The organism is Mycobacterium sp. NPDC048908 (assembly GCF_043197955.1).
Taxonomy (GTDB): Bacteria; Actinomycetota; Actinomycetes; order Mycobacteriales; family Mycobacteriaceae; genus Mycobacterium.
Map to the genome: position 1 here is coordinate 326,877 of NZ_JBICUE010000004.1, position 22,752 is coordinate 349,628.

The 22,752-nt window shown below is 63.3% G+C and carries 19 protein-coding genes; 4 read left to right on the forward strand and 15 right to left on the reverse strand.

Going from position 1 to position 22,752, the window contains the following annotated elements:
• The first annotated feature begins 63 nt into the window (after positions 1-63).
• The 3 genes from ACGFK1_RS13585 to ACGFK1_RS13595 all read left to right on the forward strand — a co-directional run bounded on the left by ACGFK1_RS13585 (position 64) and on the right by ACGFK1_RS13595 (position 4,301).
• On the forward strand, positions 64-798 hold the full coding sequence (locus tag ACGFK1_RS13585) for an aspartyl/asparaginyl beta-hydroxylase domain-containing protein (RefSeq protein ID WP_393429382.1): 735 nt from the start codon (positions 64-66) through the stop codon (positions 796-798).
• A gap of 1,278 nt (positions 799-2,076) precedes the next feature.
• Positions 2,077-3,231, forward strand: a complete 1,155-nt coding sequence (locus tag ACGFK1_RS13590) for a hypothetical protein (RefSeq protein WP_393429385.1) — start codon at positions 2,077-2,079, stop codon at positions 3,229-3,231.
• A gap of 488 nt (positions 3,232-3,719) precedes the next feature.
• Entirely contained in the window at positions 3,720-4,301 is a 582-nt protein-coding gene (locus ACGFK1_RS13595; RefSeq protein WP_393429388.1) for a hypothetical protein, read from the forward strand.
• Between the two features lie 82 nt (positions 4,302-4,383).
• Here the strand turns inward: ACGFK1_RS13595 and ACGFK1_RS13600 are convergent, their stop codons facing one another.
• The 4 genes from ACGFK1_RS13600 to ACGFK1_RS13615 are packed head-to-tail and all read right to left on the reverse strand — an operon-like array spanning position 4,384 to position 8,389.
• Complete coding sequence (locus ACGFK1_RS13600) at positions 4,384-4,644, reverse strand: acyl carrier protein (RefSeq protein WP_393429391.1); 261 nt, start codon at positions 4,642-4,644, stop codon at positions 4,384-4,386.
• Between the two features lie 28 nt (positions 4,645-4,672).
• Positions 4,673-5,899 carry a pyridoxal-dependent decarboxylase, exosortase A system-associated gene (locus ACGFK1_RS13605; RefSeq protein ID WP_393429395.1) on the reverse strand — a complete coding sequence of 409 codons (1,227 nt, stop codon included), beginning with the start codon at positions 5,897-5,899 and terminating at the stop codon, positions 4,673-4,675.
• Complete coding sequence (locus ACGFK1_RS13610; protein WP_393429398.1) at positions 5,896-7,464, reverse strand: acyl-CoA ligase (AMP-forming), exosortase A system-associated; 1,569 nt, start codon at positions 7,462-7,464, stop codon at positions 5,896-5,898. The genes ACGFK1_RS13605 and ACGFK1_RS13610 overlap by 4 nt, the downstream gene beginning before the upstream one ends.
• 10 nt (positions 7,465-7,474) lie before the next feature.
• Positions 7,475-8,389, reverse strand: a complete 915-nt coding sequence (locus ACGFK1_RS13615; protein WP_393429401.1) for a hypothetical protein — start codon at positions 8,387-8,389, stop codon at positions 7,475-7,477.
• Positions 8,390-8,692: 303 nt separating this feature from the next.
• Here ACGFK1_RS13615 and ACGFK1_RS13620 point away from each other — a divergent pair, with 303 nt between their 5' ends.
• On the forward strand, positions 8,693-9,424 hold the full coding sequence (locus ACGFK1_RS13620; RefSeq protein WP_393429404.1) for a class I SAM-dependent methyltransferase: 732 nt from the start codon (positions 8,693-8,695) through the stop codon (positions 9,422-9,424).
• A gap of 41 nt (positions 9,425-9,465) precedes the next feature.
• Here ACGFK1_RS13620 and ACGFK1_RS13625 read toward each other — a convergent pair whose 3' ends face one another.
• The 11 genes from ACGFK1_RS13625 to ACGFK1_RS13675 form a co-directional block, all read right to left on the reverse strand.
• The gene (locus ACGFK1_RS13625; protein ID WP_393429407.1) at positions 9,466-10,491 is read right to left on the reverse strand and encodes a glycosyltransferase family 2 protein; all 1,026 of its coding nucleotides are present in this window, start codon (positions 10,489-10,491) and stop codon (positions 9,466-9,468) included.
• Positions 10,492-10,605: 114 nt separating this feature from the next.
• Positions 10,606-11,340, reverse strand: coding sequence for a glycosyltransferase family 32 protein (locus ACGFK1_RS13630; RefSeq protein ID WP_393429410.1), 735 nt, complete (start codon positions 11,338-11,340; stop codon positions 10,606-10,608).
• A 52-nt stretch (positions 11,341-11,392) separates the two neighbouring features.
• Positions 11,393-12,454: a glycoside hydrolase family 113 gene (locus tag ACGFK1_RS13635; protein WP_393429413.1), complete on the reverse strand. Its 1,062-nt coding sequence runs from the start codon at positions 12,452-12,454 to the stop codon at positions 11,393-11,395.
• Positions 12,432-13,235 carry a polysaccharide deacetylase family protein gene (locus tag ACGFK1_RS13640; protein ID WP_393429416.1) on the reverse strand — a complete coding sequence of 268 codons (804 nt, stop codon included), beginning with the start codon at positions 13,233-13,235 and terminating at the stop codon, positions 12,432-12,434. Before ACGFK1_RS13640 ends, ACGFK1_RS13635 begins: the two co-directional genes overlap by 23 nt.
• Positions 13,216-14,625 carry a glycosyltransferase family 4 protein gene (locus ACGFK1_RS13645; RefSeq protein ID WP_393429419.1) on the reverse strand — a complete coding sequence of 470 codons (1,410 nt, stop codon included), beginning with the start codon at positions 14,623-14,625 and terminating at the stop codon, positions 13,216-13,218. Before ACGFK1_RS13645 ends, ACGFK1_RS13640 begins: the two co-directional genes overlap by 20 nt.
• On the reverse strand, positions 14,622-16,064 hold the full coding sequence (locus ACGFK1_RS13650; RefSeq protein WP_393429422.1) for a lipopolysaccharide biosynthesis protein: 1,443 nt from the start codon (positions 16,062-16,064) through the stop codon (positions 14,622-14,624). The genes ACGFK1_RS13645 and ACGFK1_RS13650 overlap by 4 nt, the downstream gene beginning before the upstream one ends.
• Positions 16,061-17,044, reverse strand: coding sequence for a hypothetical protein (locus ACGFK1_RS13655; protein WP_393429425.1), 984 nt, complete (start codon positions 17,042-17,044; stop codon positions 16,061-16,063). The genes ACGFK1_RS13650 and ACGFK1_RS13655 overlap by 4 nt, the downstream gene beginning before the upstream one ends.
• Positions 17,045-17,295: 251 nt before the next feature.
• Positions 17,296-19,287, reverse strand: coding sequence for a hypothetical protein (locus ACGFK1_RS13660; protein WP_393429428.1), 1,992 nt, complete (start codon positions 19,285-19,287; stop codon positions 17,296-17,298).
• A 7-nt stretch (positions 19,288-19,294) separates the two neighbouring features.
• Positions 19,295-20,431, reverse strand: coding sequence for a glycosyltransferase family 4 protein (locus tag ACGFK1_RS13665; RefSeq protein WP_393429431.1), 1,137 nt, complete (start codon positions 20,429-20,431; stop codon positions 19,295-19,297).
• The gene (locus tag ACGFK1_RS13670; RefSeq protein ID WP_393429434.1) at positions 20,428-21,666 is read right to left on the reverse strand and encodes a glycosyltransferase family 4 protein; all 1,239 of its coding nucleotides are present in this window, start codon (positions 21,664-21,666) and stop codon (positions 20,428-20,430) included. The genes ACGFK1_RS13665 and ACGFK1_RS13670 overlap by 4 nt, the downstream gene beginning before the upstream one ends.
• A complete protein-coding gene (locus ACGFK1_RS13675) occupies positions 21,663-22,526 on the reverse strand; it encodes a glycosyltransferase family 2 protein (protein ID WP_393429437.1) in 864 nt (287 codons plus the stop codon). Before ACGFK1_RS13675 ends, ACGFK1_RS13670 begins: the two co-directional genes overlap by 4 nt.
• Positions 22,527-22,752 lie beyond the last annotated feature (226 nt).

Consider the following 22,752-nt stretch of genomic DNA (forward strand, 5'->3'; position numbering starts at 1 on the left):
GACCGTTGAACTCGATGTGACGATCACCGACGCCACCGTCGACGGCGATGGTAGCCTGCGTTAATGTCTGCGAGGCGGATCGCAGGTGCGATCGCTTATCGGGCGAGCGCCCTGTTCGAGCGCCTCATCGCCCGCACACCGTCCGGGCGTACCGAGTTCTTCGAACCCGATGAGTTCCCGTGGATCGCTGGCGTCGAAGCTCGCGCCGACGAGATGAAGGAGGAACTCGCCGGGCTACTCGCTCGCGTCGATCACCTCCCCAACTACCAGGACATCCAGGAGGAGCAGCGCCGTCTCACCGAGGACGACCGCTGGAAGATCTTCGGCTTCTACGCGTTTGGGGCCCGCGCCGACGGCAACTGCCGGCGATGCCCGCGAACCGCTGAGATCGTCGAATCGATCCCGGGCATGACCACGGCGTTGTTCTCCGTGCTGCTCCCTCACAAGCACATCCCCCCGCACCGCGGAGTGTGGAAGGGAGTGCTGCGCTATCACCTCGCGCTGCGCACACCGGCCGATGAGACCGCGGCTCGTATCCGCGTCGGCAACAGCATCGAGCACTGGCGTGACGGTCGCAGCCTGGTCTTCGATGACACGTTCGAGCACGAAGTCTGGAATGACAGCGACGAGATCCGCGTCGTGCTCTTCGTCGACGTCATTCGCAAGCTGCCGTGGTACCTGGCGGCACCGAATCGCGCGTTCATCGGCGCCATTCGGAGGTCGCCATACATCAAACGTGCAGTCGCAAAAAACGAGGCATGGCAGGAGACGCTCGGGGCGACGATCACTGGAGGGTAGACGACGCCTCTCTCTATCAACGGTTGCTTTCGCGTTGACGGCTACGGTTGCTGGTCGTTTCACCGAAAAGTTGGCGGAAACGCCTGTCAGACCATGTCCATGTGGCGGCGCACTGGTCGACGCGGGGGCCGTCGCCGGCGACCTGGCAGGCGCTGCATCAGCGGACCACCCCACTCGACGAGCTTGGGCGCCTGTTGGTCGGCTGAAGCGGTGCAGTCGATAACCTGGCTTGGATGTCAAGACGGCCATCCCGCTGCCCGCGCCGCCCCTGGTGGCGGCAGCGCCGATGCCCGCCAGCGGCATCGCCTGGTAAGGCGGGCCTCGCCGGAGACGCACACCGGCCTCAGCCACCAGGCATGCCAGCGTTTTCGTGTCATTCCGATGTCGTTGTAAGGCAACAACATACAGCCGACGGGCAGTCAAGATCAGGTCGCCTATTTCCGCCTTGTCCGGTCATATCACCGGTGAAAAAGCGATGGCGGGCTTTTCCTTACTTTGCACGGTCGTTCGACGGCGGCTGGTCATTCGCTGGGGTAGCGGCCCGACTCGCCGTGTGTCTGATTCCCATCGGCAAGGGTTCCCACAGCCGTGCTTCATGACCGAGTTCGGCAGAGAGCATCTGCCGACTGGCAAACCGCTCGCGGATTCGGCTAGCGGCAGTGAGATCGCGGGATAGCCGGTGATGTTGTGCAGCCACGCGAACGCGTTCCTGTTGCCCTGTCGGTCGATATCTGCTGACGTCGGCGACTGGGGTCGAGGTGACCGAGGCGCGGCGTCTCGTCGGCCACCCTCCGGGTCATCCGGCCGCCCTGCTTCGCTTTGCCGGGTCGGTACTGGTCGAGGCCCACGACGAGTGGGCAGGTCGCCGTCAAGCGCTACCTGTCCGAATCCACCATGGCCCTGCTCTCACGGCATAGCGGACTCCGCGGAGACTCATGCGAAACGCAGGCTCGGTTTACACCAATCGACACGGCGACTTCGCTGCGGATGCCGAAGGTTTCAGCGTCGGACCATCGAGGTCTCGCCATGGACTCCAACGCTTGCAGTGCCGTCAGATGGATCCGGCCGCTATACGAAGTGACATTTGTACCTTTGACGTGGCACTGGCGGCCGCGATACTGGCCCGGCCTTCGAACTCGAACAGATCCGCTTTTGGATGGAGTCACCCGGATCGAATTCGCTACATAACGCAATGTCACGGCAGAAGCGCTGAATTGCACTGAGGATCTATCCGGCCTTAAGCTTGCTAGGGCGCTCACGGGTCGACAGGGGGGCACGATGGCGAACAACGCCGCTGAGCCGGTCGGGCAGGCCGAACGGGCAGGGACATGGTTCGACCGCGCGCAGTTTGCCGGCCTGGCGTCGGTTGGCGCGGGGGCGTGCCATCTCACCGCCGCCGGCATTCATGCTTCAAGCCCGTCCCTCGCGCGCATCTTCGTGATCATGGGTGCAGCCCAGGTGATCGCCGGGTTCGCGCTGGCGCTGGGAGGAGGGCGGCCGGTGGCCGCCGTAGCGGTCGTGGTGAACGTTGTCGCCGTCGGTGGCTGGGCGCTCACCCGCACAGTCGGCATCTCGTGGGTCCAGGGGCTCGCGGACCCAGAGCCCTTGCATTTTGCCGACACGGCCTGCGCCGGGCTCGGCGCACTCGCCATCGTCCTGGCCATCGTCGTCCTGCTGCGGGGCGCACGATGGGCGGGGCGCAGCGGACTCGTCGTGCCCGGTGCACTGGTCGGCGTCGTCAGCGTGGCCGCCATGCTCACCGGCGCTACGCATGTCCATGGTCACGACGATGCCGACCACAGCCACGGCGTCGAAACGTCCACTTGGCCGCGGCCTTTCGACCCGACTCAGCCGATCGACTTCGGCGGGGTACCCGGAGTGACCGCCGAGCAGCAGGCCCGCGCAGAGACGCTTGTCGCCTCGACGCTGCGAGACCTCCCGCAGTTCGCCGACGTCACCAAGATCGGCGCACTCGGGTTCACGTCAATCGGCGACGCCGGCAGCGGGTACGAGCACTACATCAACTCTGCGTACCTCCGCGACGACGCGTTCCTCGATCCAAACAAACCAGAGTCGCTCGTCTACCAGGTCGAGGGTGACAAGCGGACGCTGGTCGCGGCGATGTTCGCAGACACCGGCATGTCGCTGAACGATCCAAAGCTCGTCGACTGGGGTGGTCCGTTGATGCAGTGGCACGTGCACAAGGACCTGTGCTGGAGCCTCGCCGAGGTCGTCACGGGCGTCACCGACGAGGCAGGCAACTGCCCAGTCGGCTCGATCAACGCCGGCGGCGATATCCCGATGGTCCATGTGTGGATTGCACCCAACAAGTGCGGCCCGTTCGCCGCCCTCGAAGGCCGCAGCGCCGGCCAGGTCGCCGGCGAGGGCCCCCGCGTCGACCAGTGCGCCGCCCACCACCACGGCGGAGATTGACAGGCGCGGCAAGCGTCCAAAGTGTTTGCCGGGATGCGTGCCAAAAGTGACAATATCGTCGCGCGCGTACCGCGCGTAAACGACAATGGGGGGCGCCGTCCGCGAGGCGTCACGGCTAATCCGGGTCACGTCGTTCGAAAACGGGGGATTTCAGCTTTGGCCACCAGACATGCGACCACAGTGACGATTAGGTATCAGGTCGGGCGGTCGAGGCCGTTCATCCGTGGCTGGCCGGCAAATCTGAACTGGCCACCCGACGAGGTTTCCACGGGGTCCGACAACGCGGGCCGATTCCTGCCAGCCCGCGGAGTTGGTCATCGCGCGTCGGCCCGAGCGCGGCGTCAAGCCCGCGCCGCGATGTCGCTGGTGCCCGGATGGTGATGCAGCGAGCTCGGCTAGGCCTGGAGCTCGCCCGCTCCGGGGAGGGACGCCGATGGTTACGGCTGACCGCGCGCAAGCGCCTCTACTCGCGCGGCGTATCAATCGGTGTGCGCCGGGACATGAGCGTGCATGTTGAAGGTCAGATCGGGCGCGACCTCGCGGTGATACCACCGGCGAAGATTCCCTTGGTCGTCCGCCAACTCGAGCCCGGGGATGATCTTTCGTTCATTGATGACGTTCCGGGCCTCGACCCACGGTCGGCGCAGATGCGCGCCGACCAGCGCTGGCTGATGAGCGGTGATCTTCCCCGGCCATGGGTCGCCGTCGACCCCGACGGGAAGGTGTGCTTCATGACATTTCTGCTCACAGCGCGCGACAACGCGGTCATAAAGGCGCGATGGGGAGAATTCCTTCCGCAGCTAAAGCCGGATGAGGTACTGATCGAGGGCCCCTTCGCAGAGGAAAGCGCTCGCGGGTTGGGGATCATGAAAGAGGTCGCAGGCCGGCTTCTGCAAGTGGCGCATGCCTCCGGTGCGCGATACGTGATGGGCTTCATCGGTGAAAAGAACGTTGCAACACTGAAAGTCGTCGAGTTGGGCGGGTTAACTCCCTTCGTCAAGCGCGAGGAGCGGTGGTTTCTATTTCGCCAGCGCATCCGGTTCCTGCCCTTGGCGGATGCGGCGACGTAATACAGGCTGCGCCGGCATCTGCCCAGCAGGCAGTGTCCCCTGCTCACTCACCTCGGCATGTCCGACCAGAGATCGGGCGTAACTAGCGTTTGTTCTGCTCGACAAACTCAGCCAGAGTCCCGATAGTCTCGAAGACCTCACCGTTGAAATCCTCGTCGTCTATCTCGAAGTCGAATTCACGCTCCAAGTTGACTGTGAGGGCGACGACGGCCATCGAGTCGAGTTCTGGCAAGCTTCCGAACAGCTCGGTGCTCGCGTCAAGCGTGTGTGCGCGATCCTGTATTCCAAGGGTTTTCACGAGCACCACCTTCAGTCTGTCAAGAGTGTCCTGGCTGAAGTTCATCGAATATCCTCCCTATGCGCGACGAAACCTATACAAGCACTTCAGTGGGTAGCGGATGGCCCAAAAAGGCCGTGGGACTGGCGGTAAAGCCGTAGGCACCCGCCTGAAACAACACGATGGAGTCCCCGATTTGGGCATCCGGAAGCCTGACGTCGTCGCCCAATAGATCCAGGGGGGTGCACAGGCAGCCGACAACGGTCGCCGCGGACTCCGCTGGTTCCGCTAGGCGGTTACCGACAGCGATTGGGTAGTTGCGGCGAATGACCTGGCCGAAGTTTCCTGACGCGGCCAACTGGTGGTGCATCCCGCCGTCGACGATGAGATACGTGCGGCCCCGCGACACCTTGCGGTCGATGACTCGGGTGACGTACACGCCACATTCCCCAACGATGTAGCGGCCGAGTTCGATCGCGACCTCGGCGTCCGGCAGGTTCGGCTTGATCCAGTTGTCTACCAGGTCGGCTAAATTCGCCCCGATCGCGGTGAGGTCCAGCGAGGTGTCCCTGTCGAAGTACGGAATACCAAAGCCACCACCGAGATTGACATACCGCAACGGTGCCGGCGCTTTCTCGGCGAGCGCCAGTATGAGTTCTGTCGTCTTGCGCTGCGCCTCACACAAGATTTCTGCGTTGAGGTTCTGGGATCCGGCGAACACGTGGAACCCGAGGAACTCCAGATCCGCTGCGGCGAGGGTGGTCAGAAACTCAGGCACCCGTTCGGCGTCCACGCCGAACTGCTGCGGACCGCCGCCCAGCCGCATACCTGATCCCTTCACCTGGAAGTTGGGATTTACCCGCACCGCGACGCGGGGCCGTACACCGAGCATCTCACCGGCTTGGATTACCCGACGGGCTTCCGTCGCCGATTCCATCTCGATCATCACCCCGGCTGCGACGGCCTGCACAATCTCCGCTGAAGTCTTGCCGGGTCCTGCGAAAGTTACTTGGGCAGCCGGCATTTGGGAGTCCAGTGCGGTCCGCATCTCAAGCGCCGAAGCGACATCCAGCGCATCGACAAGGCCAGCCAAGTGTTGTACGACCGCAGGCATTGGATTGGCTTTCACCGCGTAACTGAGGTGCAGCGTCGGCGGCAATGTCGCCCTCAGCAAGCCGATGCGCTCGGTCAAGAGTCGGCGATCGTAGGCGAAGTATGGTGTGGATCCGACCCGTGCCGTGAGTCGGTCCAGCGGCATCCCACCGACGGCAAGCTGACCATCGATGCTGCCGAACGCCGAGATCACGGGGCGCACGCTCACGTGGCCAACTCCTGACGCAACATTGCGCGGTCGAACTTGCCGTTTGGCGAGCGAGGAATGGCATCGCGAACCACTACATTGCTTGGCACCATGTACAGCGGCAGCCGGGACTTCATCTCTTCGAGAAATGCGTCGGCGTCGAAGTCATCGACTTTCGGTGCCACCACCAAAAGCACCCGTTGCCCCAGCGTTGCGTCCTCGACACCGAGCGCTACCGCGTCACGAACCTGAGTGCTGGCGTAGGCGACCTCCTCGATTTCGGTCGGGCTGACGCGGTAGCCGGACGTCTTGATCATCTCGTCGGTACGCCCGACGAAGTAGAGGAAGCCCTCGGCGTCGGTGACCACCGTGTCACCTGACCAGACCGCGAGTTCTGGTGTGCGCCAAGGCTCGTCGCGGCCTGGAACTGGCCGGAAACGCTCAGCGGTTCGCACCGGATCGTTCCAGTAACCGAGCGCCACGTGTGGTCCACGATGGACGAGTTCGCCCTCCTCACCAGGATCACAGGGCGATCCGTCCGGCCGAACCACGAGAATCTCAGCGCCGGGAATCGCCTTGCCGATGGAGTCGGGCCGACGATCGACCTCAGCGGGATCGAGGTAGGTCGATCGGAACGCCTCCGTAAGTCCGTACATGAGAAAGGGTTTCGCCAACGGGAACACCTCCCGCAGCTTCTCCAGGACCGGCTTGGGCATCCGACCGCCGGTGTTCGCGAAGTACCGCAGAGACGCTCTAGCGTCCTGCGGCCAGCTCTGCTCGGCGATTTGAATCCAGAGCGGAGGCACACAGGTGAGGCCGGTGACCCGGTGCCGGGCACACAGCCGCGGCACGTCACCCGGGAGCAGGTAGTTCATCAGGATCACATGTGCACCTACGGCGAAAGCCGTTGTCAGCTGGCTGAATCCCGCATCGAAGCTCAATGGAAGCGCAGCAAGAAGGACGTCCTCGGAGGTATTACCGAGATACGTCGCTACGCTCTCGGCACCGGCAATCAGGTTACGGTGGCTGAGCACCACACCCTTTGGCCTGCCAGTGCTTCCCGAGGTGTACAGAATGGCGGCGATGTCGAGGTCGATCACGCTCGGCGTATGCGCCGGATAATCCGATCCGCGTAGCCGGTCCCATCCATGGACCCGGTAGTGCGCAGTAGCTTCCGCGTCCTCGGATTGGGCGCCGACGAGCACGACGTCTTCTACTGTCGGGCACGATGCGAGTTCGTCGCGCAGCAGTGCCAGGCGCTCGGCGGAAGTCACGAGCACCCGCACATCGCAATCTCGCAGAATATGGCCGACCTGCGCGGGACGCAGCACCGGATTCACGGGTACGAAAGCGACACCCGCGGCCGACGCTCCGAAGATCGCCACCACCGTCTCGATCCGCTTTTCGAGATATACCGCGACCCGCTCTTCACGTGCCACTCCAAGCTCGCCCAACCCGGCAGCAACACCCCGAACGTGCGTACGCAACGCGCCGTAATCGAGCGACTCTCGCTTGAAGGTCAACGCCGGCGAATTAGGGTGTGATCGGGCGCGATCCTCGATGAGGTGATGAAGGTTCGTCCTCATTCCTCCCGTGCTAGCCCTTTCCGTCCGATGACTTCGGGGCTCTCAACCAGACCCCGATCCACTTGAAACAGGTCAGCTCGCTATAGAGGTAGTCGATCTGTTCTGGCTGCAGATCTTCGCTGAGGTACATTTTCGACGGGCCCGCCACCATTACCGACCTTGGCGGACGGTACTTAACCAACCTGATCTCAGCCAGCGTCATAGGTATTCCGCGGCGTAGGAGCAGATAGCGGTAGAAGTGCGGCGCCCAGTCCCGAAACAGCTCTGGATCGCTGACATACAGGATTGAAGCAAAGTACGGGAACCGCTTCAGCCGGCCGAGGTCCCTGCGAAACATCACGTAGCAGCTCTGATTCCGATTAGTGAGCACTACGTGGTGAGCGGCGGTCGCGGCGTGGTCACGGTATATTGCCTTGTCCCGCCCGGAGAGCAATCCATCGATGTCCTGTGGCGTATCGACAACCCGCACGCCCCTCGACCGCACGGGCCACGGCATGTTAGGCACTATTGCCCTCGCCGTATCGAGCGAAACGAACCCGAGACGCTTGTTGAGCGCCATGACGGTGGCGTTCGGGGTCAGATCGGTGAAGCTGTATCCCCGCTGCCGGAGCAACGACCGTTGCAGCCGTAATCCGCTTGCGCGGTGTTCGTCGGTTACGCACCAGGTTCCGAGGTTGCAGATGCGATGCAGGCGGCCGTCAATCATTCGTTCCGAGTACAACGCAAGGTATGCGCCAACAACGCGCCCGTTCTCGCGCAGAAGGTAGCCGTGATTGGGTTGCTCGACATCCCAAGGCGGACTCATCGCCCGATGCCAGTCGTCCGTGGAAACCGCCGAGCCCATATCGCGGTGTAAGAACTCCGCCACCGCCTGAGTATCCGCGTCGGTGATCGGCTTGACCTCGACCGAGCAAACATCCGGCATGGCGCCACACTACCGTAGCCACGCCGGCCAGCAACGAGTTCCAGGGGACCCAGCTGGGGCCAAAAATCAGCCCGTGAGCAAACGCGACCACGATTCGCCACAGCGATGTGTCGGTCAGACCGCGCCGCCACCATTGCTCAGCGTTTGGGCGCGAAGTAGACCGTTCCTTTTGAATGCCCTACGCCCGCTGCACCGGCCGCAGGAGGGGACCGATAGGGCTTTTGGAATCACTGGTTTCGCTCGCATCATCTGCCTCGGCAAAGCCTGAAAGGCTTGTTGCCCGTGATGGTAGCGTCGCCTGGCATGACGAACGTGTCCACGAAACTGAAGAATGCCATAAAGCGCGTCCCGGGAACGCAGACGCTTTACTTCAAATTGGCGGGTCTGCGACTGCCCCGCTCGACCGAAGATGTTTTTCGCTCTGCCATCAGGGAAAACAAATGGGGCGTCAATGACTCGGAGTCTGGTGGTGGATCGGATCTTCATCAAACCCGGGCCATCCGAGAGCGCCTCCCGACGTTGTGGTCCGACTTCGATATTGGCACCGTCCTCGATCTCCCGTGTGGGGATTTTTACTGGATGAGGCACGTGCCGATGGATGGTATACGTTATATTGGCGCCGATATTCTTCCCGAGCTTGTCGAACGGAACGGCGAGCTTTATGGCAACCCGCATGTGACATTTCGCCGAATGAACATGCTGGAAGATCCTTTGCCTGAAGTCGATCTGGTCCTTTGTCGTGATTGCTTGGTGCATTTTTCGTATCGCGATGTCGAAGCGGCGCTGCGAAATATCTGCGACAGCGGATCGACATACCTACTCACAACCACGTTTACTGAGCGACGACGGAATCACGATATTGCGACGGGCCAATTCCGTCCGCTCAATCTCGAGGCACAACCGTTGTCTCTACCCGCGCCTATCCTTGTGATCAATGAAGGCTGTACAGAGGGAGATGGTAAATACCAAGATAAGTCACTCGGGCTGTGGTCCGTGTCCGACATTCGGGCGCGCCTCGATGGCGACCGACTCTAGTTGAGTGGCAAAGTCCCAGCGGTCGACAAGAGATTACGTCGTCAGCTCGCCATGTCGCAGTCTGCCGGCAGCTCTGGGTGGCGTTGCTTGCGCTTATTGCGGGCATGCTTCGAGAAAGGACGGGCACGTTCCAACAGGTATCCAGAGGCGGCACATGTGAGTCCGAGCAGAATTGTGAACCCTTGCGAAGTTTCCGTCGCGCGCAGGGAATGAAGCCGCACAACCGCCACACGAAGCACTGTCATCGCATAATCGCGTTCCACGCCAATAACCGATGCAGAGCCGAGGTTGCTCGCCATCAGTCCTTTGCCGCGCCCTTCTGCGAAACACCGGCGAAGAAAATATCCCATTGATACGCGTGATCGGGGAATGCTGTGATTGATGGTTGCGGCCGGAACATACATCCAATGTCCTCCGGCAGCCGCCATTCGTATGCAAAGATCAGTATCCTCTGGCTGCGGTGCGTCCCCGCGTTTTCCGAAATCGTTGCGAAAACCTCCCACGCTACGGAAAACGTCGGTACGCACGGCCATATTGCCTGACCATACATTTCGCACCGGCGCCGTCAAGATTGGTAACCCCTCGTACGATCCTCCAACGACCCATTCGAATTCCCGCGGAAACCAGAATGGCTTACCCGAGGGCCACGTGACCTCGTATTTCCCACCGGTCCCGACTACATTATTTTCGGCTAGCGGTCGAGTGAGCTCCCAGAGCCAATCTCTATCAGCCACCTCGTCATCATCAAGAAAGGCGGTGTACTTCGTCGTTACCGCTTCGACGCCACGATTGCGAGTGGCAGATGCCCCTTGGAGCCGCTCATTCACCACGACAGTAACCCAGTCGAACATAGCCTGTAGTTTCCGCGCTAAAGTCTCGTTATTGTCTACGGCTACGATAACTGCGTGTGGTGGGAACTGCTGGTGCTGAAGCGAGGCCAGAGCCGCAATGATATTAGGCAAGCGCTTTTCTGTATAGCACGGGATCACGACGGAAATGTCTTCGCTTTCGATAGGAGAATTCCCTAGCGACAGGCCACCTTGGTCGAACGCGTTGCCGACTACCACGGCGTTCGCGAGCTTCCTCTGCGCGGCGAGCGGTCAACACACGCTGGTGCCGCGTCTAGCGAACTGCTGAGGTCGCTCAGACGAGGCGATTCGAGGTAGGTAGCGGCCACGATGTCAGCGCCGATCCAGAAGGTATCGCTCACGGAACTCCGACTGCTGTATCGCCCGCCTGTGGGTGAGCTGACGGAACGCCCAATATCCTTGGCGGCCGAGCGAGCGCTTGAGCAGAGTTGCAAGGCGCTCCTTCACGTCATCTCGCCGCCGCCAGCTACCCATGAAGAGATGCATCGAGTAGCCACCGGGGCCCCAGAGCACGGGGAAGTCGAAGTATTCTTTCGGGTAGATCGTGACTTCGTCGAGTTGCTGCCGCTTGTTGTTCAGTTTGAACTGCGGAAAGCGCTGGAGAAAAAACCGTGTGTATACGTCGTTACTGATCCAACGCTCGCCGACCAGATCGTCGTAGACCGCGAGGAGTTCACCGATCACGGGTTGACCCGGCTCCGAACCAATCACCGCGGTGCACAAGTTGCAGTCGAACATGAAGCCGAAGAAGGCTTTGTTCGATAGGAACGGAGTGAAGTCTTTGAACACTTCGACGTCGACGTCGAGGTAGAGGCCGCCGTACTGGTACAAGACGTCAAGCCTCGCGAAGTCCCCGATGTAACCCCAGTCGCCGTTTGCGTACGCCTCGGCCATGAAGGCGCTCTTGTTTACGTCGTAGTTGGCTTCGTTCCACTCCTTGATTTCGTAGTCCGGGAGCGCCGCGCGCCAGCTGGCGATACAACGCTGTGCGAGGGCCGGCTTTTCCGCGGGGCCGAACCAGAAATGGTGGACAACCTTCGGGATCATCTCGCCCCCCTGAACACAACCGCTAGAACATTCGATGTCCCGAGCATCTGCTTCATCTCTGCCACCACTGCCGGATCACCCGTTCGGCAGCCTTGCCCCTTGGGGAGTAGTTCGTGGCGTGGTCGCTTCCGTCGTCTGGCAGGGCGTTCCAGACCCACCAATAGACGCCCTCCCACCACGGCTCGTTGCTGAAGGTCGCCAGCAACGCTTGATAGGCCGCCGCCTGTTCATTCTCATCGGGCCTCGTGCCGAGCTGCCAGTCATTGGGACGCGTAGTGGTGCCCTCCTGGCTCGTGTAGCCAGCCTCGGTGAACACGACTTTGCGGCCGAATCTCGCTGCGCCCGCAGCCATCTCGGCCCTGATGGGTTCCCACGCTTGCTGCAAAGCGGCCACGTCGCTGGTGGGGGCCCCGCTCAGCGAAAAGTAGGCGTCGATGCCGATCACGTCGAGCGCATCCCAGAACGGAACGCGTTCGGCTTCGCCTGGTTCTGCGGCGTACAGCAAGACGCCGTTATACCTAGCCCGTACTTCTTGAATCACCTGCAACCAGCCGGGCCGATCGTCGGAGATCGAGGCTAACTCGCTGCCCACGGCGAACTGCTCGACCCCCAACCGCTGCGCCATCGCGGCGTAGTGGGTGATGAAGGCTGTGTACGAGGCGAACCAGGCCGCGCGGTCGTCGGGCCGGATGGCGCTGCGACTTTCAGCCGGCAAATAGACGTGCGGCGTGAGAAGTACCTTCAGCCCCTGATTGTGAGCCAGCGCAATCGCCCGTTCCAAATTGTCATCGCTCATCGTCACCGACGCTGGGGCTATGGCACTTGCGTTGCTCGCCGCTTGGCCCCACGCAGGGGTGAATTGAACCCAATTTGCGCCGACGTTCGCCATCTCGGCCAAGGACTGGGGTATCTGCGGGCCGTTGTAGCCGGGGTTCCAAATCAGTGCGAAGCCTCTGATTGTTCCCCCGGGATCGGCTACGCCGTTACCCGCACCAAGAGACTGGCCGAGCATCATGACGGCCATCAGAAGTGCCACGATCGAAACCCGACCGATCACCGAGAACCCCCGCGTGAGTGCTGACATGGGCTCATCACCGCACATGATCAGGCTCAAACGATCGTGAATAGTGTCGATGGCGCCGTACGGCGATGCGGTTCCCGACCATCAGACCGGCGCGAATCCGCTTGGCATCCAACCGCCACGAAGTGTCACGATCGTGCACGTACGTGCGTGGAATGGCATGGCGGCCGATGGCGGGCGACGGCCCGATCGCGCAGGCGTAGTCATAGCAGGCGGCCCGCACCGCCCTTACGACACGAGCGTCCAGGTGTCCCCAGGGATAGCAGAAACCCTGAATCGGTTGGCCGGTCAGCTCTTGCAGGATCGTGCGGCTGTGCACCGTCTCTTCGATGAGCTGCGTGTCGTCGGCTTCAAGGAGCGACACATGCAACAGTCCGTGCGACGCGATCTCCATGCCGCTCTGGGCCACGTCGCACACCTGATCGGCCGTCAGCAGCGCCTTCTCCGGGGCCGGGCGGTTCCACTCATCTTGACCACCCAAACGTCCGGCAATCACGAATACGGTCGCGGTGAAACCGTATCGCTGGAGAACCGGCATAGCGTACGTGACAAAGTCCTGGTAGCCGTCATCGAACGTCAGTCCCACCAATCCGCGACCTCGTCTCTCGGCCCGTGCGCTGAGCAGCTCTGCCATGGACACTCCGCGCAGTCCGCGATCGCGCAGCCAGCGCATCTGCCGCTCGAACCGCTGCGGCGTCATGGTCACCTCGTGGGGATCGACGTCGTAGGGAGCAATGGAGTGGTACATCAACACCGGCGGCATCGTGCGCAGGTCTGCCTTCTTCACCGAGTCCTCAGTCGACGAAGCGGTCATCGCCGTGTCCTCCCCCAGAATCGGTCGTCATTGCTGGAACCACCCTTATTCGGCGGTTCGGATCTCGATCGACGTCTGCGCCAGCCATCGCGCGCAGATACACCTCGTCGAGGCGAGGAAGCACCTGCGACAGCGTGAAGCGCGCCGCCTTGGCCGGGCCGGCCGCGCCGAGTTCCGTCCGCAGCTGCTCGTCCTCGAGTAGGCGCCGCAGCGCGCAGGCCAGCGCCATGGCATCGCCGGGTGGTACATGCAAGCCCTCCACACCATCGGCGACCACATCCAGCAGACCACCCAGCGCCGAGACCACACACGGTGTCCCCGCCGCCAGACATTCCACCGCGACGAGCCCGAAACCCTCAGGCACCAGACTTGGCACGACACCGACGGCGGCGTGTCGCCAGGCAGTGATCACCGCACGATGCGGGACGTTGGTGACGACGGTGACCCCAGGCCGGTCGCCGATCCGAAACTCACCGCGGGGCAGACCAGCGAGTATCAGCGGCACGTCCACCCCGCCGTCCCTGAGCCGGGCATGCGCTTCGAGGAGGACATCGACGCCCTTGTAAGTGCCCAGCGCGCCCGCGTAGAAGAGGTAGGCACCGGTGGCAGGAACGAAGTCGGGGCGCGCGGCGGTCCGCTCGTCGCCGGCAAGAGCCAGCAGATCGTCATCGATGAACGTCGGGATCACGTCCATTGGGCTGCGGTCGGCCGGGCGGGGCGCGGAACCCTGCGCGGCGAGCGCCGACGAGATCGCTGTCCATTGGGCGACGTCGCGATGCCGACGTGAGCCGAGTTCGTAAAGTCCGGCGGCCAGCGGAATACCTTTCAGACCGTAATGGCTGTAGGCGCAGCCAATGCACTTGCGTAAGCCGGGACCTGAGCAGACGTCACGCCCGTGGTACAGCATGACCTTGGTCGCGCAAACCTGACTGACGTCGTGGGCGGTGGCGACAACCGGGACGCCGGCCCGACGCGCGGCGCCGAGCACGCTGTAAAGAACCCAACCGTGAGCGTGGATGACATCTGGGCGGAAGTTTCTGAGGAGGTCGGCGAAAGCACGCGCGAAACGCGGGTCCGGAACCGGAGGAAAGAAGAGATGGGTCGGGTTCACGTAGGCACCCGGCACACGTGCCATCGCCATGGGCAAGCGGTGAATTGGGGCACCGTCGAGATCCTCACGTGCAGGAGCGTCGGGGTGCTGAGCAGTTGCCACCGCCGCCACCTGGTCGCGTCGGACCTGCCCGCGTACCAGCGCCGCCAGCGCGAGTTCCAAGCCGCCAACGTTCGGCAGGAAGGTGTCCGTCGCATGCAGTATGCGTAGTCCGTTCAACCCGTCCGCGGCGTCATCTGGATGTGACGGTATCGGCTTCGCGTTGGCAGATGATGTCATCCGATTCCGCTCCGATCCCCGATTTCCGAAGGCGAATCGTCCGCGGGCGCGGCGAAGGCGACGACAGGGGAAAGAAGGGCGACGTCTGCGGTCGGGGCGATGAGATGGGCAGGCTCATCGACGGCACAGGGGGGCGCATCGCCCGCGACGCCCGCGATGCGTGCGCTGAAACGATTTTGGTACAGCATCATGACGGCCACCGCGGTGGCAACGATGACGCCAGAGGTCAACGCCGACACGCCTGCGCCCGTGATACCCCACTGCGGCATCAGCAGCCATAGCAGATACGCCCCACCAGTGGTCATGACCGACCCCGTCACCGTAATGGCGGCCACAGCGACCAGTCGACGCCGCACCCGCAGGCTTGCCAACGCCAAGTCGGTCAACGTGTTCGGAAAAGTGGCCACCAGTAGCAGGATGAGCAATGTGCTGTAGTGGGCGTAGTCCGCGCCGAAAACGCCGAGCACCTTCGGGGCCAGCAGGCAGGTGATCACCACGGGAACGATCAGGATCGCGCCGATCAGGCGCAAGGCGCGGACAGTCTCCGTTCGGAGATTTTCGGGATGGTCTGCGCAATGCGCCAGCAGTGCGTTGGACACCAACGCGGACACTGCGGAGAAAGCCCCGCTGATCAACATCGCAATGGTCGCATAACCGACCTGGGCGGGCGGAAACAGCGCCGAGGCGAGAATCGGCAGCAACAAGACTGGCAGCCGGCCAGCGACCATGGCGAGGTGATCCCATGGCACTCCCTGTCGCAGTCGGGACAGCCACATCCAGCCGCACCGGAAGCGGAAACCGGGCGTCGCACGGATGAGCAACCGTCTCCCCAGGGCAACGGAGATGATGAGCGAGGCCACATACACCGTAAGAATCGTGTGAGCGGCCGTGGTGTCGCTATGTGCGGCCACCATTCCGAAACCCAGCAGCGCCGCGACAATGATCAGCCGCGCTAGGGTCCCCAGGATGCTCGCCAGCAACGAGTAGTCGGCGCGACGGACTCCCAGCAGTGCCGCGTTGATCACCATCAGGAAGGCCGAGGACATCGCCCCGACACCTAGTAGGCCGACTAGCCAACCGGTGCCGACAGCTGTCTGGACGCGCTCCGGCAGCAGCAGCGCCCCGACGACGCCGACCGCACCTGACACGACGACGCTGACGACGAGCGCCGTACCGCACAGCCCACTGCGCTCCTCAGAGTTCGCCCCCGGCAGCATCCTCATGAGGAACGGCTCGAACCCGGTGGCTGTGAGGACGGCGACGAGGGTAATCGCCGAGATCACCGTGTTCATCATGCCGATCGTGCTGGCGGATACGCCGCGTGCACACACAGTCCAAAACAGATAGCCGAGCACGATGGTCATGTGGTTTGTGGCGAGAAGGGCGATGCTGTTCGCAATCAACCCACGACCTGGTTTGTGGGAGCGAGCGGCGCTCATGCCGTGCACCACCCGGCCGGGACGACTGCCTGGACGACGAGATCAGACGCTTGGTCGCGTAAGGTGAGCTTGATCGGCCAGCCTTGCGCGATTGCGTCGCCGGAGCGCTCGCAGAGCTGAGGCTGGCTGTCAGGGTCCAGCGCTAAGAGCAGCGTCCCCGAGTCCGCCCTGCCGTCCTGAAGTAACCGAGAAGTGACGGCGACAGGCCGGCCCGCATCGTCGGAGGCGGTGAAGGCGGCATTCTTGATCATCGCCGGGCCGTCCGGCCCGAGAGCGGTCAGAGCGAAAGCAATGTCAGACCCCGGCGGGGCCGCGACCTGCTCGATGCCAATGGCCGATGGCATCCGCTGCGCCGGCGACCACACGCTGCCGACCGCAAGGAGCGCAGTTGCGGTGGCCGCGACGACCGCAAGACTGACGAGGACAGTTCGGATGTGGCTGGCCGTTCGCAACAAAGGCAAGTCAGGACGGCTACGGGTTCCGATAGCGGTGAGCAATCCGCAGGCGAGCAGGATGAGCCAATCCAGACGGCGAATCTGCTCGTAGTCGATGCCGTCGTCGAACAATCGCATGGACAGCCAGATCACCGTCTGCGCACAGAGAGTCCCCACCAAGCCGGCCCCGAAGAACCGCAGCCAGGAATTTGCAGGCTTGTGCAGCAGTCCGAGCGCAACACCTAGGCACACCGCAGCCGTGGCCGCCACCGTCACACCGAGGAGGCCACCCTGAGTAACTCGGGCTCCATCCGCGATCAAGTGGACTAGTGGTCCGACCAATGCATACCAAGCCAGTGTCGCCCCGATCCGGGTCGCCAGGCGTGCCGCCGGTCCCAACCCGGTACGCAACATGACAGCGGACAACCACAACCCTGGCACCAACCAGATGCCGACAATGCCGAGGAACAACGCCAACCAGCTCATCACAGTCGACGGGGCGACGAAGGGTGACGCTTCACCGGAATGCAGGCGGTGCGCGATCACGAGGCTTCCGATACCGAGGAGTGATTGCGCGACAAGCTGCAGACGGGCCCTCCGGTCACGGGCGATCTTTCGACTGGCTGTGATTCTGCTGCCCCGGAGGACGTGGCGACCATGGCCACCGCGGCGGCGTTCACCGGGCACAGCGGCGGAGTGCGACTCAGCGGTCGTCGTGTCGGCGGCCGGCGCATCCTTCGCCGTCAGTTCAGTCGTCGAAATATCGACGTGGGTAGACAAAGTATCTTCGGCGTTCGTCATGCATCCCCCCTCTCGCAGCTGCCGGCCATGGTCTCTCGCAGAATGCTCGCGTCGACTCGGTAGACGGTCAGGGGTCCCGCCGCAAAAGTGGCGCGCAGCCAGGGTAGGCAGTTGAACCGATCGATCGCCGCCTGTGGGAACATGTTGGTACCGCCCGCGCCCGGCTCATCACCGATGAACCAAAAGCCCATCCGCGGACGCGTCGTCGCCATCCGCGCATCCACAATGAAGTAACGGACGTCGGCGTCGAGCACCTGCTTCAGCACCGGTCGGCGCACCGGTTCGGCGTTCATGTAGAGGTCCCACAACGGGAACGAAGCGCTGGGCACCATCGGGTGCATCCGGCCGACCCAACTTCCGACCTGCTGTGACACGTAGCGGTCTGCCACTACGGGACTGTCGACGGCGGCATGCGCCTCCAGCCAAGCGGCGACGGCCGCGCCCTCTCGCGACACCGAACGCGCGTCGTCGCCGACCTGCATGTTCCCCGGAAAGCGGGCGGAAACGTTGGTGCCCAACGCGGCGCCCCCGATATACAGGACCGTGAGCATGACGCCGACGACGGCGACTCTCACACCGGGCCGCGTAAGACGTGCGACACCGCGGCCGAGCGGACCGAAACGCGCGACATCCGCAGGAGAAGGCCCGAATGACCACGCCAGGCCGCAAACGACGGCGATACCGATGAAGCTGAACGCCCAAGACCGATGCGCTCCCTCTCCACCTCCGCTGGTCAGCGCCATTGGAATGCTCAGGAAAAACATGGCCCCCAGCGCGGCGAACCCCCAAGGCGCCGAGCCGAGCCTGCGACGGTGGACCCAAAGGAGGGCAATGGCCACCAGGAAGAGCGCGAAAACCACGAAGGGGAACAGAATGCCGGACACCGTCTCGTAGATCGGGTTCTGGGCGCCGGCGAACGGAAGCCGGGTGCCCGACACCTTCCCAAAGGCCTCAGACACGTCGATGAGTTTGCTGACCTGTGCCCAGCCGCGGGTCAACGACGGGCTGAGGTATGCGATGAGCTCGTCGCGGATATCAGACCACCAGAACATGCCCGATACCAATAGGGAGGATGCGGCGAGCAACAACGGCCACAGATGTTCCTGCGACGCCCCACGACCGTTGGGTCTTATGCGCCGGACACTGTGCACCATGACGGCGATCGAAAGCAGCGTCAGGGTCAAAAACAGCATGATCGTGGTGAGGTGATGGATCACCGGCAAAGCCGCCGCACACAGCACGACCACCGCGATATACCGCAGACTCGGCTCCTTGTCGGCGCGGCTGGCCGTGACCGCCGCCGCGAGGCACCACAGCATCAACGGCAGAGCGAGGCTCTCATAGGAGATCGAGGTGTCGAAGTACAACCAAGAGGGATTCAGCGTGTAGACGACTGCACCGACCGCAGCGCCGGTAGGAGAAGCGCCGACAGCCCGCACGAGCTGGTAGACAGCCAGGATGGACAGGACATGCGCCAGGGCGATGACGGCAAGCGCGGCCGGCCACAGTGGCGATCCCGTCAGTCGGGCGACTGCACTGATCGTCTGGTGGAGCCCCGGGAACTGCGCAAAGATGTCCGGGCCGTGTCCGACCTCGCCTTGCAGGTAGGTCTCAATGATCTGCCGCATATGGATGAACTCGTCGTTCCCGAGCGGTCCGCCCGGCAGACGCAGCACTCGGCCCGTCCCAAGCAGGCCTATCCCCGCTAGCGCGCATGTCCGCGTCACACCATTGATGCCGCTGCTACACGCCAGCGCGACCAGCGGCAGCATCCCGCAGAGGAAGCCCGCCCACAACAGCGCGAACTGCACATTGTCGGGCTGTGCCACCGTGGCTGCGTGGTGCAGCGCGAGGAGAACCACGGTTGCACCGAGCGGAGGAAGGACGACGGCCGCCGCGACCAGTCGCCGTCGATGCGAGGCGTCCCCGTCGTTTTGGGGTGGCTGCGCGACGACGGCTTCCGGGGCAGTCGACAGCGTTGAGGTCACGGGCGGCTCACGATCTCGCCGCGCTGAGCGTCTCGAGGAGCTGTTCAACCGTCTCCGCAGCGGTGGGCAGGGTGCACCGTGCCGCGCGCTCTTTGCAGGAGTCTGTAATGGAGAGCAGCCGGACCATAGCGTCGGCGTACCGGGAAGCCGCGTCGACGTCGGGGGTATCGACCTCACATAGCTCCGCCAGCGCACCGGCGCCAGCGCGGCCGATGACCTCGCGATGAGCGAGGATGCCGCTGGCGACGACGGGAAGCCCGGCTGCTAGAGCCTCGGCCAGCCCAATGCCGTACGCCTCCTGCCGACTTGCGGTCGCGTACAACGACGCCGACGCCCACCACCGTCCAAGCGTCTCTTCGGCCACAGCGCCGGTGAATATGACGAGATGCTCGGCCCCAAGCCGAGCCGCGAGCTCTCGATAGTCATTCATGCCGGACCCGTCGCCGACGACAACGAGCCTGACCGGGACCCCCCGGGTGCATAGCTGGGCAACCGCGCGGATCAGCAGGTCGGTGCGCTTATATGGTTCCTGCCTGGCGACGGTCAGCACGACTGGCGACTCGCCGGGATATGGCTGCCGACCACGCACCGGATCCGCCACCGCCGGCGGGATCACGGTGAGCTTGTCACGGTGGACATGGCGAGGAAAATCTCGGCAGACAAGGCCCGCTTCCGCTTCGGTGTCCACCACAATTCGACGGCTCGCCGCCATCAGCCGCCTGCCGGCCGGTCGATAGGCCCGATGCAGTGCTTGGCGCAGAGGCGTATGCCCGACACCGTGGTAGTGCGGGGTGAACACGATCGGCGCCTTCGCCTGCTCCGCCGCCAGCCAGGCCAACGGAGTGTGGTAGCTGTGCACCCACAAGACGTCGAAGCGGCCTGTCTGACAGGCGGAACGAGCGGCAGCCAGCGAAGGCACGTCGAAACTTCTACTCAACGGCAAGTGATGGCGCTCGATGACGTATCCGTCGTAGTTCTCCCGCGGCGGCAGCCTTGCGCCTCGCGGTACCTGCGTGACGACGGTCACCTCGGCGCCTTTACCGGCGAGAGCGGCGGCCGCCTGGGCGGTATATGTCTCGACACCTCCGTGATACGGGGAGAAGCGGGGCACAATCATCCCGACTCGTAGCGGGAAGTCTGTCATGCGATTCCCCCCGCCAAGCTGCTCTCTCCCGCTAGATCTTCCTGGCCGTGACCGTCTCGACCCCACCCGGCGCCGATTTGATCCAGCAATGCCGCGTACCGGTCGGCTGCCTGCGACCAGGAATACGGGTCTGCATGGGCAGTACCGATCAGCGGTAGCGCCGAACGGATTCCGTCGGCAAGGGCGGCCGGGTCACGGGGAGGAACCAGCACGGCTCCGGTGTAGCCCGCGGTCACCTCGACGAACGCCTCGATCGACGTGGTCACGACCGGCAGTCCCCATGCCATCGCGGTGAGCAGCACGCCAGAGGCGGAAGCGCGGCGGTAGGGAACGATAACCAGGTCAGCGTCGGCGAAAAAGCCCGGGACCTCGTCGTGTGCGACGTACCGGTCGACGACGGTCAGTCGGTCCGGTGGCAGGCTCGCCTCGAGCTCATCGAGCGGTTGACGATAACCCTGCCAGACCTCTCCCACCACGCTCAGGTGAAAGTCGAGCCCCGACTTCATCAACAAACGAACGGCCCCAGCGAGCTCAGCGTGACCCTTGTACGGGCGGACCACTCCGAACATGAGCAAGCGGACCGGCGCGCCTTGTCGACGCGGGCGACGCAGGGACCGAACCGCCTCGTCACACGCCGCGGGTGCATCGCCGTGCGGCATGTGATTCCCGAAGGGTCCGACGGGAATCACACAGGTCGGCAGATTTGCGATTTGCGGATAGATCTTCTGGAAAGCGTGTCGATCGAAGTCGGAGTGCACGACGACGGCATCCGCACGGCTGAGCACCATCCGCATTCCCACCCGGGTGTACCGACTCACCATGGGCAAGCTGGCCTCACCGACGTCTTGCACCTCGTGCATTTCGATCACCAGCCGGGCGCCGGTCCGCTTGGTCAGCCAGGCCAGGACCACGTAGCTGTGGAGCACCGTCGCGGTCCACCACTGCAGGATCACCACATCGGGATGATTTCGACGCCAGAAGCGCCAGGTGCGCCACGCGGAAAGGCCCCAGAACCAGTCCAGCCCGTTCAATGTCGGAACGTCTGGGAGCGATACAGCGCCATCGGTCTTTCCCACCCGCCTCCGCCCCGGGTAGAAGACCTGTGGACAAAGCCGGCGCAGCAGAAGCAGCGCGACCGGTCCGCGTTGGCCGAGCGCCGTCGTGAGCAGTGCCGTGTAATAGCTGATGCCGGAGAGGAATCGGTCTCCCGACCCGACGATGAGCGCGACGCTCACACTCGCTCACCCGAGTGGGAGCGCTTGCGGACGGACTGCACCAGACGTCCACTGAGCCCGGAGCGATGGTCGCGCAATACGGTGCGCAGCACCCTTGTGCCATCTCGAATTGAATGCAGGTTCGAACTGCCCGCGCGGCGAGGAAGTTCCAGACTCGGGACCTCGGCGATCCGCAGTCCCCCCTGCATGGCGCGCACCACCATTTCGGCCTCGATCTCGAACCCTGTCGCAGAGAGCGCCATGGTCTCCAGATATCGACGGTGGAACGCCACAAAGCCGTAGCAAAGGTCGGTGAGGTCGCCGTTGTACAAACTGTTGAAAACACCGAGCAAGAACCGGTTGCCGAGGCGTCGGAACGGCGTGATGTCCAGCGACCCACCCCCGGCGATGAACCGCGAGCCCTTGACGAAGTCGTACCCGTTGTTGAGGAAGTGCAGGTAATGCCGGATCTCTTGCGGCGCCATGCTGCCGTCGGCGTCCATCATCACGATGATGTCGCCGGTCGCCGCCAAAAAGCCCGCCCTCAGCGCATTGCCCTTGCCCAGGTCTTCCTGGCGTACCACCTTGACGTCCGGGCGGTAGCTGCGCGCGGTGATGACCGTGGCATCGGTCGAGTTGCCGTCGACCAGGATCACCTCGTTGACCTCGTCTGCGACCTGTTCGAGCACCCAACCGATATTTCGGGCCTCGTTCTTCACCGGGATGACCAGGCTGACGGTCGCCGACTTTGCGGATGTCGCGCGGGAGCGTTTGCGGCGCTTGGTAGCGAGAGCGGCTGGTTGAGCGCTCTCTACCGTCTTCGCCAGCCGCGTCAGCGCCGCCGTGCTGTCATATTCGTCTTTAGCTGATGGTTCAGCCATAGCTAGACCCCCGTCTAACGTCGCCGCTGGAGCATCGCTCCGGGTGGTTGCGCTCGATTAGCTGTTGTGTGCCGTAGACAGCCCCCCAAAGCGCCCCGCCTGCGACGTTAGCATATGCCGTGCAGCACGGTAATAGGAACTTAGGGAAAAATTGCAGCCCCCCCCGAATCAAGGCCACAACGACCTGCATGACACGGTATTGCCAGCTATCAGCAAAGGAGTTAGC

Excerpts from the sequence above, each read along its gene's own strand:
- ACGFK1_RS13640 (WP_393429416.1), bottom strand. The coding sequence starts at position 13,235 with ATGACCGCTTCGTCGACTGAGGACTCGGTGAAGAAGGCAGACCTGCGC.
- ACGFK1_RS13590 (WP_393429385.1), top strand. The coding sequence starts at position 2,077 with ATGGCGAACAACGCCGCTGAGCCGGTCGGGCAGGCCGAACGGGCAGGG.
- ACGFK1_RS13650 (WP_393429422.1), bottom strand. The coding sequence starts at position 16,064 with ATGAGCGCCGCTCGCTCCCACAAACCAGGTCGTGGGTTGATTGCGAAC.
- ACGFK1_RS13600 (WP_393429391.1), bottom strand. The coding sequence starts at position 4,644 with ATGAACTTCAGCCAGGACACTCTTGACAGACTGAAGGTGGTGCTCGTG.
- ACGFK1_RS13615 (WP_393429401.1), bottom strand. The coding sequence starts at position 8,389 with ATGCCGGATGTTTGCTCGGTCGAGGTCAAGCCGATCACCGACGCGGAT.
- ACGFK1_RS13620 (WP_393429404.1), top strand. The coding sequence starts at position 8,693 with ATGACGAACGTGTCCACGAAACTGAAGAATGCCATAAAGCGCGTCCCG.
- ACGFK1_RS13665 (WP_393429431.1), bottom strand. The coding sequence starts at position 20,431 with ATGACAGACTTCCCGCTACGAGTCGGGATGATTGTGCCCCGCTTCTCC.
- ACGFK1_RS13610 (WP_393429398.1), bottom strand. The coding sequence starts at position 7,464 with ATGAGGACGAACCTTCATCACCTCATCGAGGATCGCGCCCGATCACAC.
- ACGFK1_RS13630 (WP_393429410.1), bottom strand. The coding sequence starts at position 11,340 with ATGATCCCGAAGGTTGTCCACCATTTCTGGTTCGGCCCCGCGGAAAAG.
- ACGFK1_RS13675 (WP_393429437.1), bottom strand. The coding sequence starts at position 22,526 with ATGGCTGAACCATCAGCTAAAGACGAATATGACAGCACGGCGGCGCTG.
- ACGFK1_RS13645 (WP_393429419.1), bottom strand. The coding sequence starts at position 14,625 with ATGACATCATCTGCCAACGCGAAGCCGATACCGTCACATCCAGATGAC.
- ACGFK1_RS13585 (WP_393429382.1), top strand. The coding sequence starts at position 64 with ATGTCTGCGAGGCGGATCGCAGGTGCGATCGCTTATCGGGCGAGCGCC.